Annotated in this window: 18 protein-coding genes; 6 read left to right on the top strand and 12 right to left on the bottom strand. The window is 68.6% G+C overall.

What is annotated here, in order from left to right; translation table 11 throughout:
- Window positions 1–77 precede the first annotated feature (77 nt).
- Window positions 78–599 carry a DUF7858 family protein gene (locus tag C441_RS13120; protein ID WP_007275504.1) on the top strand — a complete coding sequence of 174 codons (522 nt, stop codon included), beginning with the start codon at window positions 78–80 and terminating at the stop codon, window positions 597–599.
- Between the two features lie 116 nt (window positions 600–715).
- Here the strand turns inward: C441_RS13120 and C441_RS13115 are convergent, their stop codons facing one another.
- The 8 genes from C441_RS13115 to C441_RS13080 all read right to left on the bottom strand — a co-directional run bounded on the left by C441_RS13115 (window position 716) and on the right by C441_RS13080 (window position 6,074).
- Window positions 716–1,459, bottom strand: coding sequence for a cell division inhibitor (locus tag C441_RS13115; RefSeq protein ID WP_007275503.1), 744 nt, complete (start codon window positions 1,457–1,459; stop codon window positions 716–718).
- Window positions 1,460–1,527: 68 nt separating this feature from the next.
- The gene (locus C441_RS13110; protein WP_007275502.1) at window positions 1,528–2,343 is read right to left on the bottom strand and encodes a DUF7847 domain-containing protein; all 816 of its coding nucleotides are present in this window, start codon (window positions 2,341–2,343) and stop codon (window positions 1,528–1,530) included.
- 88 nt (window positions 2,344–2,431) lie between these two features.
- A complete protein-coding gene (locus C441_RS13105) occupies window positions 2,432–2,848 on the bottom strand; it encodes an HIT family protein (RefSeq protein ID WP_007275501.1) in 417 nt (138 codons plus the stop codon).
- A gap of 122 nt (window positions 2,849–2,970) precedes the next feature.
- Window positions 2,971–3,600 (bottom strand): uracil-DNA glycosylase, encoded by a 630-nt coding sequence (locus tag C441_RS13100; protein WP_007275500.1) that lies wholly within the window; start codon window positions 3,598–3,600, stop codon window positions 2,971–2,973.
- On the bottom strand, window positions 3,601–3,831 hold the full coding sequence (locus C441_RS13095) for a DUF7860 family protein (protein ID WP_049917893.1): 231 nt from the start codon (window positions 3,829–3,831) through the stop codon (window positions 3,601–3,603).
- A gap of 54 nt (window positions 3,832–3,885) precedes the next feature.
- Complete coding sequence (locus tag C441_RS13090; RefSeq protein WP_007275499.1) at window positions 3,886–4,737, bottom strand: ribose-phosphate diphosphokinase; 852 nt, start codon at window positions 4,735–4,737, stop codon at window positions 3,886–3,888.
- 60 nt (window positions 4,738–4,797) lie between these two features.
- Window positions 4,798–5,625, bottom strand: a complete 828-nt coding sequence (locus tag C441_RS13085) for an HVO_0234 family beta-propeller protein (RefSeq protein WP_007275498.1) — start codon at window positions 5,623–5,625, stop codon at window positions 4,798–4,800.
- A 104-nt stretch (window positions 5,626–5,729) separates the two neighbouring features.
- Window positions 5,730–6,074: an SWIM zinc finger family protein gene (locus C441_RS13080; RefSeq protein WP_004968975.1), complete on the bottom strand. Its 345-nt coding sequence runs from the start codon at window positions 6,072–6,074 to the stop codon at window positions 5,730–5,732.
- 144 nt (window positions 6,075–6,218) lie between these two features.
- Here C441_RS13080 and C441_RS13075 point away from each other — a divergent pair, with 144 nt between their 5' ends.
- The 3 genes from C441_RS13075 to C441_RS13065 all read left to right on the top strand — a co-directional run bounded on the left by C441_RS13075 (window position 6,219) and on the right by C441_RS13065 (window position 9,739).
- A complete protein-coding gene (locus tag C441_RS13075) occupies window positions 6,219–7,349 on the top strand; it encodes a tRNA (guanine(26)-N(2))-dimethyltransferase (protein ID WP_007275496.1) in 1,131 nt (376 codons plus the stop codon).
- Window positions 7,350–7,434: 85 nt separating this feature from the next.
- Window positions 7,435–8,772, top strand: a complete 1,338-nt coding sequence (locus C441_RS13070; protein ID WP_007275495.1) for a YihY/virulence factor BrkB family protein — start codon at window positions 7,435–7,437, stop codon at window positions 8,770–8,772.
- Window position 8,773: 1 nt separating this feature from the next.
- Window positions 8,774–9,739: a phosphatase PAP2 family protein gene (locus tag C441_RS13065; RefSeq protein ID WP_007275494.1), complete on the top strand. Its 966-nt coding sequence runs from the start codon at window positions 8,774–8,776 to the stop codon at window positions 9,737–9,739.
- 134 nt (window positions 9,740–9,873) lie between these two features.
- Here the strand turns inward: C441_RS13065 and glnA are convergent, their stop codons facing one another.
- Window positions 9,874–11,244: a type I glutamate--ammonia ligase gene (gene glnA, locus C441_RS13060; RefSeq protein WP_007275493.1), complete on the bottom strand. Its 1,371-nt coding sequence runs from the start codon at window positions 11,242–11,244 to the stop codon at window positions 9,874–9,876.
- Window positions 11,245–11,370: 126 nt separating this feature from the next.
- On the opposite strand from glnA, the gene lrp reads away from it, so the two are divergent.
- Window positions 11,371–11,829, top strand: coding sequence for an HTH-type transcriptional regulator Lrp (gene lrp / locus C441_RS13055; protein ID WP_004045355.1), 459 nt, complete (start codon window positions 11,371–11,373; stop codon window positions 11,827–11,829).
- Window positions 11,830–11,834: 5 nt separating this feature from the next.
- Here lrp and C441_RS19985 read toward each other — a convergent pair whose 3' ends face one another.
- Together C441_RS19985 and C441_RS13050 are read right to left on the bottom strand one after the other, a co-directional pair.
- The gene (locus C441_RS19985; RefSeq protein ID WP_167321014.1) at window positions 11,835–11,987 is read right to left on the bottom strand and encodes a hypothetical protein; all 153 of its coding nucleotides are present in this window, start codon (window positions 11,985–11,987) and stop codon (window positions 11,835–11,837) included.
- Between the two features lie 283 nt (window positions 11,988–12,270).
- Window positions 12,271–13,353 (bottom strand): aminopeptidase, encoded by a 1,083-nt coding sequence (locus C441_RS13050; RefSeq protein ID WP_007275491.1) that lies wholly within the window; start codon window positions 13,351–13,353, stop codon window positions 12,271–12,273.
- Between the two features lie 116 nt (window positions 13,354–13,469).
- Here C441_RS13050 and C441_RS13045 point away from each other — a divergent pair, with 116 nt between their 5' ends.
- Window positions 13,470–14,495, top strand: a complete 1,026-nt coding sequence (locus C441_RS13045) for a threonine aldolase family protein (protein ID WP_007275490.1) — start codon at window positions 13,470–13,472, stop codon at window positions 14,493–14,495.
- 60 nt (window positions 14,496–14,555) lie between these two features.
- On the opposite strand, the gene C441_RS13040 is transcribed toward C441_RS13045, so the two are convergent.
- Window positions 14,556–15,500 carry a cation diffusion facilitator family transporter gene (locus C441_RS13040; protein WP_007275489.1) on the bottom strand — a complete coding sequence of 315 codons (945 nt, stop codon included), beginning with the start codon at window positions 15,498–15,500 and terminating at the stop codon, window positions 14,556–14,558.
- Window positions 15,501–15,512: the final 12 nt, after the last annotated feature.

Below are 15,512 nucleotides of genomic sequence, written 5' to 3'. Positions count from 1 at the left end.
GGTTACCGGTACGTTTAGCTATCAATATCGATATTCATTGCGAACGCTTTTGACGGAACGGTGTGGAACTCCGGTCAATGGGGCTGTCGGATATCGCCGCCGCGTTAGAGACGACGACGACTGAACAGCGTTCGAGCCGCGTCCCGACCGTCGACGACACCGACGTTTCCCTCCGCGAGCGCTTCGAGGCGCACGCAGACGCGCTCCCCTGTGCGCCTGCGGCGGCGGAGCGGGTCGTCGAAGCACACGGCTCGGGCACGTCAATCGGAGAGAGCGCGCGCGAGGCGGGCGTCGCCCCGGTCACGGCGGCGAAGCTCTTGCACCGTTGCGGCGAGGCGGGCGTGACGCCCCTCGCGCCCGAGGCGCGACGCATCGTCCGCGATTGGGTCGACGGGCGAGTCTCGCGGGCCGACGCGCTCGCGCTCACCGGCGCGGAGCCGCCGGAGTTCGCGCTCGCGACGTACGTCGAGACGCACGACCCCGTCGCCCCCCTCGTCGAAGCCGTCGAGGGCGCGCTGACCGACCGCACCGACGCCGCGGTCGCCAAGCGCGACTCGCTGGCCGAGACGATGAGCTCGGTCACCGACATGCAGTTCTGACGCGAGGCGCGCCTTTCTCTCTCGGCCGTTCTACTCTCTCCCCCGGTTTTTGCGCCCGCGAGCGGCGGTGCTCACCGAGCCGACTGTCTTTCCGAATACTCGACGCCCCGTGCGGCTCAGCGACGGACGTACTCGCCGACCGAGTTGAGGACTCCGCCGGTGGCGGCCGCGGGTTCGATTTCGACGTCGAGGACGACCTCCGCGACCGCGCCGACGCCCGCCGCGAGTTCGGCGTCGTCGCGGCACGCCGGCGCGTCGGCGATGCCGTCCGCCTCGGTTTCGGGGACGACGACGTCCGCGTCGCGGAGTTCGCCGAACGTGGAGACGACGGCGTCGACGTCGGTGCCGATGTCGGCGGCCCGTGCGCTGAGGCGACCGACGGCGTCGTCACCGCGGTCCGTGGCGGGCGCGACGAGCGCGACTCGGTCGCAGGCCGCGGCGGCGGCGACCGTCTGGTTCGACGCGAGGAGCGGCGCGTCGACGAGGACGTGGTCGAAGCCGTCTGCGGCCTCGGCGATGCGCCCCTCGAACGCCCGCGCGGCGTCGGGCGTCATCGCCCGCGCGAGTCGCTCGAACGGGGCCGCGGCCGGGCAGACGGCCACGCGCCCCTCGGCGTCGGGGGCGAACGCGACCAGCCCCGATTCGAGCGGCACGTCCGCATCGTCGGTGACGAGCGACGTCGCGTCGGGGTCGAGCGTCCCCGAGACGTAGTCCGAGAGTCCCTGCGTGGCGAACGCCGCGTCGAGGACGGCCACGTCGCGACCGTCGTCCGCGAGCGCCGCGGCGAGTTCGAGCGTCAGTCGGGTCGTCCCCGCGCCGCCGGTGGCTCCGACGAGCGCGATAGTGGTGGGAATCGACATACCGCGATTGGTCGGGTGCTCAGATTAATAGCTTCGGTCGCCCGCCGTTAGCGCCGCCGGACGCGCGACTACATCGTCCAGTTCTCGTCGGCCGACTCCGGCCCCGAACCCCATGCGTCATCCGCGCAGGCCCGGTAGAAACAGACCTTGTAGGTCCGCCCGACGAGCGTGGTGACCGTCGAGGCGACGGCCACGACGGCGATATCGACCCCGGACATCGGCGCTTGGAACGCCGTCACCGCGCCGGCGACGGTGGTCGCGCCGTCGAGGGTGACGAACCAGAGCACCGGCAGGTCGACGACCGAGGTGGCGACGGTCGCGACGACCGCGTAGCCGACGACCCGCCGGAGGTTCCCGAAGACGAAGTCGACGCTCCGGCTGAGCGACCCGCCCGCGGTCTTCCCGTCGAAGACGACGGCGGTGTCGAAGAACGTGAAGACGTAGATGACCGCCGCGAGGACTACGAAGGCCGCCCCGGCGGCGGCGAGTTCGACGAGCGTGAGGGTCGCGGAGCCGTTCAGGACCGCGTTGAGCCGGCCGAAGCCGATGTAGCCGACGACGCCGCCGCCGACGACCATCGCGATGATCATGATGACGAGGCCGGAAAGGACGCTCGCACCGAGCAGGCTCACGTAGTAGCGCTGTGCCGCGGTGGACGCGCGCAGGTCGGTGTCGGAACCGGGGCGCGCGCCGTCGATGACGGTGTAGAACGCGCCGATGAGCGCCGGTGAGCCGAACAGGAGCAGAATCGTCCCGACCACACTGACGAGGCCGGAGGCGTTGTTCAACGCGCCCATGGCCCCGAACGCGAGGGCGAACGCGACGAGCACGGGCGTCTCGGTGACGATTCGGAGGGCCGTCCGAAACGATTGGAGGACTGTCACGACTGGCGGTACTTGCGGCGGCCATATATGTGTTCACATCGACACTTACGGCGGGAGAGAACTGACGTCGGCCGGTGTGAGACCCGATTCAGCCCGAGATGGCCGCTTCGATGTCGTCCAGTTCCTCGTCGGAGAGGTCGGGTCGCTCGCCCGCGACGGCGTGGATGGGACTGCCGCCGTCGCCCTCGAACCGCGGGACGATGTGGACGTGGACGTGGTCGACTTCCTGCCCGGCGGCGGGGCCGTTGTTGATGCCGACGTTCGTCGCGTCGGCGTCGACCGCCGCCTCGACGCGCGGGACGAGGTCGTTCACGGCGGCGAAGAGGTCGGCCGCCGCGTCGGCCGGCACCTCGTCGAGGCGGGCGTGGTGCTCTTTCGGGACGACGAGCGTGTGGCCGGGCGCGAGCGGGTTGGCGTCGAGGAACGCAAGCGTGTGCTCGGTCTCGTGGACGATTCGGCCGGGGATGTCGCCGTCGACGATGGCGCAGAAGATGCAGTCGGACATACGTGGTTCGTCGATTGGCGGGAAAAAGAAAGTTCGCACCGGTCCGGAGTCGGTCGAGTCAGTTCCGCTCGGCGGACCGTTTGGGGTCGGCGTCGGTGTGCGCCTCGGTCGACGCGGCGAGCTTAGGGGAGAATCGACTCCAAGTCGGCCAGATACTCGTCTAACTCGTAGCCGAGACGCGACAGCCACACGTCGCGGTAGGAGGGGTGTAAAAGCGGGACCACGGTGTAGCCGAACCGCTCGCTCTCGACGGGTTCGAGGACGGTATCGAGAAAGCCGTCAAGTGAGGCGTCGTCGAGCGCGAGGACGCTTTCGGTCGCGTGGCGGCCGGTCGGGACCACCACGTCGGGGTCTATGGCTTCGAGTTCGGAAACGAGGTGGTCGCGGCAGTTCGCCTTTTCCGCGGCCGTGGGCGCGCGGTTCGACCCCTCGCCGTCCGAGGGGAAGCACTTGACCGCGTTCGTGTAGAAGACGCCGGACTCGTAGCCGACGGCGGCCATGGTCTCGCGGATGCGGTGGCCCGAGTGCCGGGCGGTGTAGGACATCCCGGTCCAGTTGCCGCCCCGCCAGCGCTCGGCGTCGGGGTTGCCCGCGCCGGGCGCTTCGCCGACGACCATCACGGTCGCGTCAGCGGGGCCGACGCCCCACGAGATGCGGTTTCGGCAGTCGGCGAGCGCCGGACAGCGCGCGCAGTCGGGTTCGAGGACGAGCGTCTCGTCGGCGTCGGGAAACCGGGGGTCGGCGTCGGCCATCTACTCCGTCAGGGGGAGCACGATGCCGAAGATAATCGGCGAGAACAGCACCAGCGCGATGCCGAGCCACTCGGCGTCGAAAAACAGCGTGCGCTCCCAGCCGGGGATGGCACCGCCGCTCACGGCGAGGGCGACTTTCGCGCCGACAGCGCCGAACAGGAACAGCGCGAGCCCCAGCCCGAGGCCGGTCTTGGTCATCCGCGGGTAGTCGATGTTTCCGTAACGTCCCATACTATCCCGAGATGCGGGGACCGGCAAAACCGTTTCGAGAGAGTGTGTGGTCTGCTACCGTTCGAGTTCGTCGACGAGAGCGGGCGCGACGGACACCTCGCTCACGTCGCGCTCGATGGTGTCGGTGCCGACGACGCGCTCGATGCCGGCGCGCGCGAGTTTCGTGCGGGCGTTGCGAGCCAAAAGCGGGTGGACGGTCGCACAGAAGACGCGCTTCGCGCCGCCGTCGGCGAGGACCCCGACTGCCTCGCTCATGGTCGACCCGGTGGCGATGATGTCGTCGGTGATGACCACGTCGCGGCCCTCGAAATCGGCGTCGCTCGGCGTGATTTCCACGTCGGTCCCGGAGTGGCGCACCTTCTCGAAGTAGTCGGTCTCGCCCTCGCCGTAGGCGTCGCGGACGGTCTCTGCGATGCCGATGGCCCCCGAGTCGGGCGACAGAAACAGCGGGTCGTCGAGTTCGGGGAGCGGTTCGGCGAGCCGCCCGGCGGCGTCGACGACGTCGACGGGCGCGTCGAAGAAGTCGGCGACGGCGTCCTCGTGGGGGTTGACGAGCACGACGCGGTCGGTCGTCGTGCTCACGGCGCGGGCGACCGCGCGGGCCGAAACCGGGTGGCCGGCCTCGAACGCCTTGTCCTGTCGGGCGTAGCCCATGTACGGGATGACCGTCGTGACCGCCGACGCGCCGGCCTCGCGGACGGCGTCCTGCAGTTGGAGCAGTTCGACGTAGGCGTCGTTGCTGGCGGTGCTGGCGACGATGGTGGCGGCGTCGGCGTCGAAACCGGGGACCGCGGCCAGCGTCTCGCCGTCGGGGAAGCGGTCGTACTCGACGGCCGCGAGCGACTCGCCGAGTTCGGAAGCGAGCGCGGCCGCGAGTGCCTGCGAGGATGCGCCGGGTACGAGCATACCCGTTCGTCTCTCGTGGGGGGTAAAACCGCTTTTCGTTGCGTTCAGCCGCGTCGCGTGTCAGCGCACCGCGACGCCGACCGTGTCTAACCCGAGCACCTGCGTCCGCCAGTCGCCCCCGGTCAGTCGGACGCAGAAGCTCCCCGCGTCGGTGACGGCGTAGGCGGCGCGGGCGTCGTGAGCGAGCGCGACGACCGTCTCGTCCAGCGGAATCGGCGCGGCCTCCCACGTCCCCGACTCGGCGTCTCGCGCGACGACGCCGTCCGGGCCGACCGCGTGGGCGCGGCCGTCCGGCATCGACGCGACCGCCGAAAACGCCCCGTCGAGCGCGTCCATCCAGCCGTTGCCGAGCGCGTACAGCCCCGAGTCGGTCGCGGCGAGCGGGGTCCCCGAGTCGCCGCCGAGGCGGCCCGCGGGGTCGGAAACGCCGTTCACGTCGTCGAGGCCGACGTGCGAGAGGCCGTCGTCGCCGACGCGGTAGACGCCGTCTTCGGCCGCGACGAGGCTCCCGTCGAGGGCGCGGACCGCACCGACCGCGCCGAGGTCGGCCCACCCGGACTCGTCGAAGCGGGCGACGCGCCCTGCATCGTCGGCGGCGACGACGCGATTCCGGTGGAAGCCGACGGCCGTCGCGGGGCCGAAGTCGAGTTCGTGGTAGTCGCCGCCCTGCACGAGCAACACGTCCTCGTCGGTGGCGACGGCGACTTCCCCGGGCGACCCGGCGGCGTCCCGCGCGGTACACCGGCGGTCGATGCGGAAGCCGCCGACGAGGTCGTCGGAGACGTCGACGGTCACGACCCCGACGCCCGCGGCGACGTACACCGTCTGCTTGCCGGACTTGTCCGCGTACACCCGCTTTTCGTCGATAGAGAGGTCGAAATCAGCCATCCGTTGGGCCGAGGTTCGCGGCGGGGTTCGGAAAGGATTGTGGTCGTTCCCGCGGCGCGGCGACGGGCCGAACGGCCGAACGGGCGCGTCGTTGAGAAGTGTGGTTACAGAAATTCCCGCACGTCGGAGTACCACATGTCGTGGTGGTCGAGTTCGCCGAGCGCCTCGGCCACGTCGACCGCGAGGACGTGCCAACAGCGCTCGCCCTCGTCGGGGTCGAGGTTGTACTGGGAGTCCTTGCAGGTACAGCCCCGGTCTTCGACCACGTACTCGTCGTCGTAGCCGACGACCACGTCGAAGTCGCGGTAGCGCTTCACCCGTCGCTCGGAGACGGCCTCGATGGCCGTGACGCCCCGGTCGCCGTGGGCGTCGACGATGGCCTGCACGATGGTCGGCGAGAGTCGCCCGGTCTCCGCGAGCGCCGCTCGCCAGTCGTCGGCCGGGTCCACGCCGCCGACTTCGTCGGTGGCGGTGAAAACGCATTCGATGCCGCGGGGTGGACCGACCGCCGCAATCGCGTCGCAATCGCGTCGCACAATCGCGTCGCACAACCGCATCGCAACCGGTTTCCGCCCGCGCGGGCGACTGCGGGTATGCACGTGAGCGAGGGAGGCGTCGAAATCGAGGTTCCCGACGCCCGCGACGGGGCGTCCGCGGGGACCGGCGACGATGTCTTCTACAACCCCACACAGGAGTTGAACCGGGACATCACCGCGGCCGTCCTCCGCGCCTTCCGCGAGCGCGAACCCCGCGCCGAGAGCTACCTCGACGCGATGGCCGCCTCGGGCATCCGGGGCGTCCGCGCCGCCGCCGAGGGCTACGACGTGACCTGCGCCGACCTCGACACCGACGCCGTCGAACTCGCCCAGTCGAACCTCGACCGCGCCGGCAACGGCGGCGAGGCGGTCCACCGCAACGCCAACGCCCTCATGTACGACTCGGTCTTCGACGTGGTCGACCTCGACCCCTTCGGCACGCCGATGCCCTTCGCCGACCCCGCGTTCGCAAACACCCGCGACCTCGTCTGCGTCACCGCCACGGACACCGCCCCGCTGTGCGGCGCACACCAGAAAAGCGGCATCCGGAAGTACGGCTGTCTCCCGCAGAACACCGACTACCACCCCGAGATGGGGCTTCGGACGCTCCTCGGCGCGATGGTCCGCACCGCCGCCCGCTACGACAAGGCCGCCGTCCCGATTCTCTCGCACGCGACGCGCCACTACGCGCGGGCGTATCTCGAACTCGACGAGCGGGCGACGAAGGCCGACGAACTCCTCGAATCGACCGGGTTCGTCTACCACTGCGAGGACTGCCTCCACCGCGAGGCGGAGTACTCGCTCATCGCCCACCCGCCCGAGTCGTGCGCCAACTGCGGGTCGACCCGGATTCTCGAAGCCGGCCCCATCTGGCTCGGCCCCGTCTCCGAGCCGGCGTTCGCCGAGGCCGTCCGCGACGAGGTGACCGAGGACTTCGGCACCGCGAAGCGCGCCCGCAAACTCCTCGACACGCTCGCGGTCGAACTCGACACGCCGACCCACTTCGACCAGCACCGCCTCTGTAAGCTCTGGGGCCGGTCGGCCTCGAAGATGGAGACGTTCCTCGAAACCCTCCGCGAGGCCGGCTACGACGCCACGGCCGCCCACTACCACGGCACCGCGTTCAAGACCGACGCGACGGTCGCTGAGATACGCGAGGCGACCGCCGCGCTCGACCCCGAGGCCTGACGAGGCAACGGCCAGCGGCCGTAACCGAGTCACGCGGCCGCGTCGGCGGGTAACTTCTTTGCCTCCCGTGTCGTTTCCGTGATACGTGAGCGCCACGATTCGAACCGCCGTCCCCGTCGCACGGGCCGTCGTCGACACGATTCGGGAGAAGGAAATCTCGTTTCTCGCGGCCAGCATCTCGTACTACGCGCTCGTCTCGCTGATTCCGCTTCTCGTGCTCGGCGTCGTCATCGCCACCGCGGTCGGCGGCGCGGAGTTGCAGGCCCAACTCCAGACGCTCGTCGAGCAGTATCTCGTCCCGACCGGACAGGGCCTCGTCGAGGAGGCCCTCGCGGACCGAACCGGACAGGGTAGCGTCGGGGCGGTGAGCCTCGCCTTGACGGTCTGGGGGGCGCTGAAGCTTTTCCGCGGCCTCGACATCGCCTTCTCGCGCATCTACGGCTCGGAGGCGGGCGGCCTCCTCGACCAGCTCCGCGACGGCACCATCGCCCTCGCCAGCATCGGCGTCGGCACCATCGGCGTCGCGGTGCTGACCGCGCTCCTCGGCCTGCTCGACGTGCCGTTCATCCAACTGCTCTCGCCGATTCTGTTGCTTCTCACGCTGTGTGCGGCGTTCTTCCCGCTGTACTACGTCTTTCCCGACGCCGACCTCTCGCCGCGGCAGGTCGTTCCGGGAACCGTCTTCGCGGCCGTCGGCTGGACGCTCCTCGGGGTCGGATTCGGCGTCTACGCGTCGGTGGCCGGCGCGTCGGTCGCGGGCGCGCTCGGGACGCTCCTGTTGCTCGTGACGTGGTTCTACTTTTCGGGGCTCATCCTGCTTTCGGGCGCGGTCGTCAACGCGGTCCTCGCGGGGGTCGGCGACGACGCGTCGCCCGCGGAACCGCGTGACCCGCCGGGGGGACCACCCGGAGTGGACCGGCAGGTACAACATACGGGAGGCCGACATGACGCTCGTACGGATATGAGCGACGACCGAGGAGACACCGATGGGCCGCGGACGGACGACGCCGGCGACGCGGAGACCGGCGCGTCCGTCTCCCCGCGCGGCGCTCCCGACATCGAGGAGCTGGAATCGCAGGTCGAGGAACTCCGGGCCGACCTCGACGCGTTCGAGGACGACGTGACCGACCGGACGGTCGAAAAGCCCAAGCTCGAAGCCGAGTTGAAGCGCTACGTCCGTCGGCGGATGCGCCGCGGCAAGGCCCGCGGCTGGGGCCCGTATCTCGTGCTCGGCTACGGCGTCGTCCTCACGCTCGGCGCGTTCTACTACCTCCAGTCGGACTTCATCGCGGTCGTCGCCATGCTCATCATCTTCCTGTCGACGCTCGGGCTCTACGTCCTGTTCGTCATCTTCGGCATCGGCCTGAACGCGCTCGGTCTCCCCGGCCGCGCCGTCGACGCGGTTCGCGAACGCCGCGGCTGAGATGTTCCGGTTCGCGCTTTCGCTTCAGACCCGCGGGTTCGGCGAAAACGCCCTTGCGCAGGCACCGGACGCGCTGGTCTTCCTGTTCGGTCTCGTCACCCAGCTCGGCGACCAGTGGTTCTACTTCGTCGCGTTCACCTCGCTGTACTGGCTCTGCCGCCCCCGAGTCACGGCGCGACCGCGGCGGACCGCGGCCTCCTTCGTCGGCCTCGCGCTCGGGTCGCTGGCGCTCGTCACGGCGCTGAAAGTCGGTTTCGCCCTGCCGCGACCGCCGACAGCGGCCGTCGCCGACGCGCCCGCGTGGCCGTCGCCGCTTTCGGACCTGTTCGTCTCGTTCACGACAGACGACGGCTTCGGCTTCCCGAGCGGGCACGCCCTCGGGACCACGGTCGTCTACGGGGCGGCGGTCTCGCTTCTCGACCTGTGGGACCGCCGCCGCCGACTCGTCGCCGCGGCAGTCGTCGTCGGCACCGTCTCGCTCTCGCGTCTCTTCCTCGGCGTCCACTACGGCGTCGACGTCGCGGTCGGCGTCCTCCTCGGACTCGGCTTCCTGAAAGCGGTCTTTCTCGTCGCCGGCGCGGACGACCCCGACGCGGCCGGCCACCTCGACCCGGCGCGGCTGTTCGCTATTTCGGCCGGCCTCAGCGTCCTCGCGCTCGCGGTGGTGTTCGCCACGGGTCCCTCCGGGCACACCGAAAACGCCGCGGCGGCGCTCGGCGGGTCGCTCGGCGGCCTCGCCGGTTGGACGCGGCTCGCCGACCACGAGTCACTGCCGACGTTGTCGCCGCCGGTCGCGCTCGTCGCGTTCCTCGGCGCGGGCGGCCTCTGGGTCGGCGTCGACGTGGTCGACGCCTCGATTCCGGTGACGGTGCTCGCCACCGCGGCGGTGGTCGCCTTTATCCTCGTCGCGCCGCGGGCGTACGACCGTCTCGGACTCGGCGACGGGGCGTCCCTGCGGGCCGACTGAGGCCGCGTTTTCGGGCTGTTATTCGCGTTCGGCTCGTGTCACTTCCGGTTTTTCTCGCCGACTGCGACACCGGGCGCCGTCGCTCTCCGGCGAGCGGGCGCGAAAGAAAAATCGGTGTGAGGCGTGCGCGACGCTTAGAACGTCTCGAGGTACCGGTCGAGCTCCCACTGGGAGACGTCGACGAGGTAGTCCTTGAACTCGGAGCGCTTGGCTTCGACGAACTTCTCGTAGACGTGGTCGCCCAGGGCGTCCTGGATGACTTCGTCCTCTTCGAGGGCGTCGACGGCGCCGCCGAGGTCCTTCGGGAGCGTCTCGATGCCGTACTCTTCGCGCTTTTCCTCGTCGAACTCGTAGATGTTCTCGCGGACCGGGTCGGGGCAGTCGAGGTCCTTTTCGACGCCGTCGAGACCGGCGTGGATGAGCGCGGCGAACGCGAGGTACGGGTTACAGGACGGGTCGGGGAAGCGGGCCTCGATACGCGAGGCGGCCGGCGTGCGGGCGGCCGGCTTGCGGATGAGCGCCGAGCGGTTGCGGTCGGACCACGCGATGTAGACCGGCGCTTCGTAGCCGGGGACGAGGCGCTTGTAGGAGTTGACCGTCGGGTCGGCGACCGCCGTGATCGCGGGCGCGTGTTCGAGGATGCCCGCGACGAAGCTCTTGGCCGTGTCGCTCAGGTCGAACTCGTCGTCGCCGTCGTGGAACGCGTTCTCGCCGTCCTGGAACAGCGAGATGTGCGTGTGCATACCGGAGCCGTTGATGCGCGGGATGGGCTTGGGCATGAACGTCGCGTGGAGGTCGTGTTCGGACGCGATGGCGCGGACGACGGACCGGAACGTCGCGACGTTGTCGGCCGTCGAGAGGGCGTCGTCGTACGTGAAGTTAATCTCGTGTTGACCCTCGGCGACCTCGTGGTGCGAGGCTTCGATGTCGAAGCCCATACTTTCGAGGCCGTAGATGATGTCGCGGCGCACGTCGGACGCGAGGTCCTTCGGCGCGAGGTCGAAGTAGCCGCCGGCGTCGTTCGTGACGGTCGTCGCGCGGCCGTTTTCGTCTTCTTCGAACAGGAAGAACTCCGGTTCGGGGGCGACGTTCACGTCATAGCCGAGGTCTTCGGCGCGGGCGATGGCGCGCTTGAGGACGCCACGCGGGTCGCCGCTGAAGGGCTCGCCGGTGGACGTGTTGAACACGTCACAGATGAGACGGCCTGCGGCGCTGTTTTCCTTCTTCCGCCACGGGAGGACGGCGAACGTCGACGGGTCGGGCTCGAGGCGCATGTCGGACTCCTGAATGCGCACGAAGCCGTCGATGGAGGAACCGTCGAAGTAGATGCCCTCGGTGAACGCCTTCTCGGCCTGCGAGGCCGGGATGGAGACGTTTTTGACCGTTCCGAGAATGTCGGTGAACTGCAGTCGGAGGAAGTCGACATTCTTCTCTTCGATCTCGTCGATGACCGACTGTGCCTCGTCGCTCAGGCCGCCGTCGGTGAGTGCGTTGTCTTCCGTCATTTTCCTGAACACGCGATTCGAACACCCGCACTATAAAGACCTTTCCGCTTAATGCAATTCCCCGCGGTGTGCCACAGAATTGGATATTCGTAAAATTCTAATGCCCTCGGACGGTCTCTGGATGTAATGACGTACGAAAACCTCGACGCGAAGCTCATCAACGCGCTCCTCGGTGACGGTCGAGCGAGCCTGCGAAGCCTCGCCGAAGAACTCGACGTGTCGGTGACGACCGTCTCGAATCACCTGCGAGACCTCGAAGACGAAGGCGTCATCGAGGGCTACACGCCGCGGGTGAACTACGACGCGCTCGGCTACGACGTGACCGCCGTCATCCAACTGAAAGTCGAGGGCTCCGCGCTCCCCGAAATCACAGAGCGCCTCCGCGCGGAAAAGCAGATGATTTCGGTGTACGAGGTCACCGGCGACTACGACATCATCGCCATCGGCAAGTTCCGCGACACCGACGGCATGAACACGCAGATCAAGAAACTGCTCACCGACGCGGACATCCGCGAGTCCAACACGTCGGTCGTGCTCAACGCTGTCACCGAAAACGAGCAGTTCGACCTCGACCTCGAAGAGTAACGCCGTCAGACGATTCGCGTTTTTACGTCGCGCATCTCGGAGTCGCAGTAGGGACACCGATATCTCGTCTCGAAGCCGTCGGGCGTCGTCGTGGTCGCCGTTTCTATCTCGTGGACCGCCACGTCGCGTCCACACTCCCGGCACTGGACCGCTGGCATCGGTTCGTGTTCGTCGACTATTCGAAATAAACCTACTGGGATCTGTGTGCTGTTGTCACACGCCTGTCTATAGACGGAAGGGCATCGCTTCGACTGGAGAGCCCGCGGATTTCGGTCGAGACAGACCGAATCCGTCCCCGCGTCTCGGTGCCGATTTCGGCGACCGCTCGGAGGCTTCCGTTTCGACTGGAAAAACCGACGACGCGAGTCGATTCTCCGGGCGATAAACTGGAGGCGAAATGTTGCGAGTTGTTCGTAGTCGGGCGGCGCGCCGCCGGCCGGGTCAGAACCCGTCTTCGAAGACGAACGTGCCGTTTCGCTGGACGACCTCGCCGTCGACCTCGATGACCGAGTCTTCGGACATATCGACGATCATGTCCACGTGCTCGGCGCTCTCGTTGAGCTCGTTGTCCGCGCCGACCGTCTCGGGGTACGCCGAGCCGACGGCCATGTGGACGGTGTCGCCCATCTTCTCGTCGAACAGCATGTTGTAGGTGAACTGGTCGATACTGCGGTTCATGCCGATGCCGAGTTCGCCGAGGTAACGCGCGCCCTCGTCGGTGTCGAACACGCCGTCTAAGACCTCCTCGTTGCCCTCGGCGGAGTAGTCGACGACCTCGCCGTCCTCGAAGCGGACGCGGACGCCGGAGACTTCGCGGCCCTGCCGGTACAGCGGCAGGTCGAAGTAGACCTCGCCGTTCACGGACTCTTTCACGGGCGCGGTGAACACCTCGCCGCCGGGGAGGTTGTGCTCGGCCGTGTCGTTGATGGCGGTGTTGCCGGCGATGCTCATCGTCACGTCGGTCTCGTCGCCCGATTTGATGCGCACTTCGTCGCCGTCGTTGAGGATGTCGACCAACTGCTGTTGGAGTTCGCCCTGCGCGTCCCAGTCGAGGGTGACGGCGTCGTAGACGAAGTTCTCGTAGGTCTCGGTGCTCATGCCGGCGAGCTGGGCGCTCCCCTTCGCGGGGTACTGGGTGAGACACCAGCGCTTCGAGAGCATCTCGCCCTGTACGGGCTTGTAGGCGCGCTTGTACGCGGCGTTCGTCTCGGGCGGCACGTCGCTCTGTTCGGTCGCGTTCGTCTCGCCGCGGACGCGGATGATGACGTCGGTCTCCTCGTAGAGCGCCAGCACGTGCTCGGGCGTCTCGTAGTCGTCGTCGCCGGCGCGGAGGAACGCGCGGGTGAATCGCGGGTTCGCGTCCATCGCGACGACGTTCGCGCCGCGGTCGCCGAGCAGTTCGTGGACGGCCGTGACGAGGTCCTCGGCCACCGAGGGCGCGGAGACGACGACGTTGTCGCCGGCCTCGACGCTCGTGGAGTGGTCGACGATGGTTTGTGCGTGCTCGCGGATGCGCGGGTCCATACCGCGTCGTGTGTGTCCCCGGGGCAAACACCTTTCGAAGCGCAAATATTGCGACCACGACCGAGAACGCCCCGCGGACCATCGTTTATTTCTCCGTCGGCGCGGTCTCTCCGCGCATGATAGACCTCCGAAGCGACACCGTCACGCTCCCGTCCGACGAGATGCGCGAGGCCGCCCGCGACGCCGCCGTCGGCGACGACGTGTACGGCGGCGACCCGACCGTGAACGAACTCGAAGCGCGCGCCGCCGAACTCGTCGGCAAGGAGGCCGCGCTGTTCGTGCCGTCGGGGACGATGGGCAACCAAATCGCCGCCCGCGTCCACGCCGACCCCGGCCAAGAGGCGCTCGTGGACGCGAAGGCGCACGTCTACAAGTGGGAGGTCGGCGGCTTCGCCCAGCTGTCGGGCCTGCAGGTCCGCGCCTACGACGCCGGCGAGCGCGCCGCGCCGACGCCCGCGCAGGTCCGCGACCACGCCCGTGAGGAGTCGCTTCACGTCGCCGGCACGGGCGTGCTGTGCCTCGAAAACACGCACAACGCCCGCGGCGGCGTCGCGGTTCCCAAAGCCGACATCGACGCCGCGGCCGATGCCGCCCGCGACCTCGGGATTCCGGTCCACCTCGACGGCGCGCGCCTGTTCAACGCCTGCGTCGCCCTCGACGAGGACCCGGCGGCGATGGTCGAGCGCGTCGACACGGTGATGTTCTGTCTCTCGAAGGGGCTCGGCGCGCCCGTCGGCTCGATGCTCGCCGGTTCCGAGGCGTTCATCGAGGAGGCCGTCCGCGTCAGAAAGCAGTTCGGCGGCGGCATGCGGCAGGCCGGTCTCATCGCCGCGCCGGGGCTCGTCGCGCTCGACAACGTCGACCGCCTCGCCGACGACCACGCGAACGCCCGCGTTCTCGCCGAGGGTCTCGACGCCGTCTCCGGCCTCTCGGTGCCGACGCCCGACACGAACATCGTCGTCGTCGACTCCGAGGGCGCGGGGCTGACGGCCGAGGAGTTCGTCGGTCTGTGCGACGACGTGGGCGTCCTCGGCGGGACGTTCGGCGAGTACCACACCCGCTTTACGACGAACCTGAACGTCTCGCGCGAGGACGTGGAAGAAGCGGTCGAACTCGTCGCCGACGCGGTCGAATCGCGGTAGGTCGAGAGGGGCCGCCGTGAGTCGCGGTCGGCCGCTGGCGTCCCACTCGGTTCGTTCGGATTACAACTCGGGTTCGATGTAGACGAAGTGGACCCGGTCGTCGGCCGCCCTGAGTTCGGACTCGATTTCGGTGATGTGGTCGTCCAGCTCTTCGGTGTCGAGTTCGGGGTCGAAGCTCACGTCGAGGGCGACGAGCAGTTTCTCCGGGCCGACGTAGCTCGCGCGGAAGTGGTCGACGTGGACGACCCGCGGGTCGTTTTTGACGATGTCGCGGAGGGCCTGTTCCTCGTCCACGGGGACGCTCTCGCCGATGAGGAGGCGCTTGTTCTCCCACGCGAGCGCGATGGCGAAGCCCATGAGCAGTATCCCGATGAGGAGCGCCGCGCCGGCGTCGAACATCTCGTTGCCCGTGAACTCGGTGAGGCCGATGCCGACGAGCGCGAGCACCGCGCCGGTGAGCGCGACGGTGTCCTCGGTGAACGCCGTGAGCGTCGTCACGTCGCTCGTCTGCCGGAAGGCCTCGACGAGGCCGGTCCACTCGTACTCCTCTATCTGCCGGCGGAGTTCGGCGTGCGCCTTCAGGAAGGCGTAGCTCTCGAAGGCGATCGCCCCGAGGAGGATGGCGACGTTGACCAACACGGGCTCGATTTCGAAGCCGGCGAGGACGAGCGCCTCGCCGCCCCCGCCGTGGGCGGGGTGCATCAGGGCGTCGTAGCCGTGTTTGGCCGACTCCCAGCCGGCGATGCCGAACAGCATCACGGAGACGAGAAACGAGTAGAAGAACTGCGATTTCCCGTGACCGAAGGGATGGGACTGCGTCTCGCCGCGCTTGCTGTCGCGGATGCCGATGAGGAGAAACACCTGGTTGCCGGTGTCGGAGATGGAGTGGTACGTTTCGGAGAGCATGGAGGGACTCCCGGTCGCGAGGAAGCCGAGGAACTTGAGAATCGCAATCGCTCCGTTCGCGAAGAGCGCGGCGACGACGACGGACGTACTGCCTGCCATGTCGTGGGCCAC

Source organism: Haloferax sulfurifontis ATCC BAA-897 (genome assembly GCF_000337835.1).
GTDB lineage: Archaea > Halobacteriota > Halobacteria > Halobacteriales > Haloferacaceae > Haloferax > Haloferax denitrificans.
This window is presented reverse-complemented; position numbering and strand designations above follow the sequence as displayed.

Bases quoted from the DNA above. Each gene is read 5' to 3' on its own strand.
- C441_RS13120 (WP_007275504.1), top strand. From the start codon at position 78: ATGGGGCTGTCGGATATCGCCGCCGCGTTAGAGACGACGACGACTGAA.
- C441_RS13115 (WP_007275503.1), bottom strand. From the start codon at position 1,459: ATGTCGATTCCCACCACTATCGCGCTCGTCGGAGCCACCGGCGGCGCG.
- C441_RS13105 (WP_007275501.1), bottom strand. From the start codon at position 2,848: ATGTCCGACTGCATCTTCTGCGCCATCGTCGACGGCGACATCCCCGGC.
- C441_RS13100 (WP_007275500.1), bottom strand. From the start codon at position 3,600: ATGGCCGACGCCGACCCCCGGTTTCCCGACGCCGACGAGACGCTCGTC.
- C441_RS13095 (WP_049917893.1), bottom strand. From the start codon at position 3,831: ATGGGACGTTACGGAAACATCGACTACCCGCGGATGACCAAGACCGGC.
- C441_RS13090 (WP_007275499.1), bottom strand. From the start codon at position 4,737: ATGCTCGTACCCGGCGCATCCTCGCAGGCACTCGCGGCCGCGCTCGCT.
- C441_RS13085 (WP_007275498.1), bottom strand. From the start codon at position 5,625: ATGGCTGATTTCGACCTCTCTATCGACGAAAAGCGGGTGTACGCGGAC.
- C441_RS13075 (WP_007275496.1), top strand. From the start codon at position 6,219: ATGCACGTGAGCGAGGGAGGCGTCGAAATCGAGGTTCCCGACGCCCGC.
- C441_RS13065 (WP_007275494.1), top strand. From the start codon at position 8,774: ATGTTCCGGTTCGCGCTTTCGCTTCAGACCCGCGGGTTCGGCGAAAAC.
- glnA (WP_007275493.1), bottom strand. From the start codon at position 11,244: ATGACGGAAGACAACGCACTCACCGACGGCGGCCTGAGCGACGAGGCA.
- lrp (WP_004045355.1), top strand. From the start codon at position 11,371: ATGACGTACGAAAACCTCGACGCGAAGCTCATCAACGCGCTCCTCGGT.
- C441_RS19985 (WP_167321014.1), bottom strand. From the start codon at position 11,987: ATGCCAGCGGTCCAGTGCCGGGAGTGTGGACGCGACGTGGCGGTCCAC.
- C441_RS13050 (WP_007275491.1), bottom strand. From the start codon at position 13,353: ATGGACCCGCGCATCCGCGAGCACGCACAAACCATCGTCGACCACTCC.
- C441_RS13045 (WP_007275490.1), top strand. From the start codon at position 13,470: ATGATAGACCTCCGAAGCGACACCGTCACGCTCCCGTCCGACGAGATG.
- C441_RS13040 (WP_007275489.1), bottom strand. From the start codon at position 15,500: ATGGCAGGCAGTACGTCCGTCGTCGTCGCCGCGCTCTTCGCGAACGGA.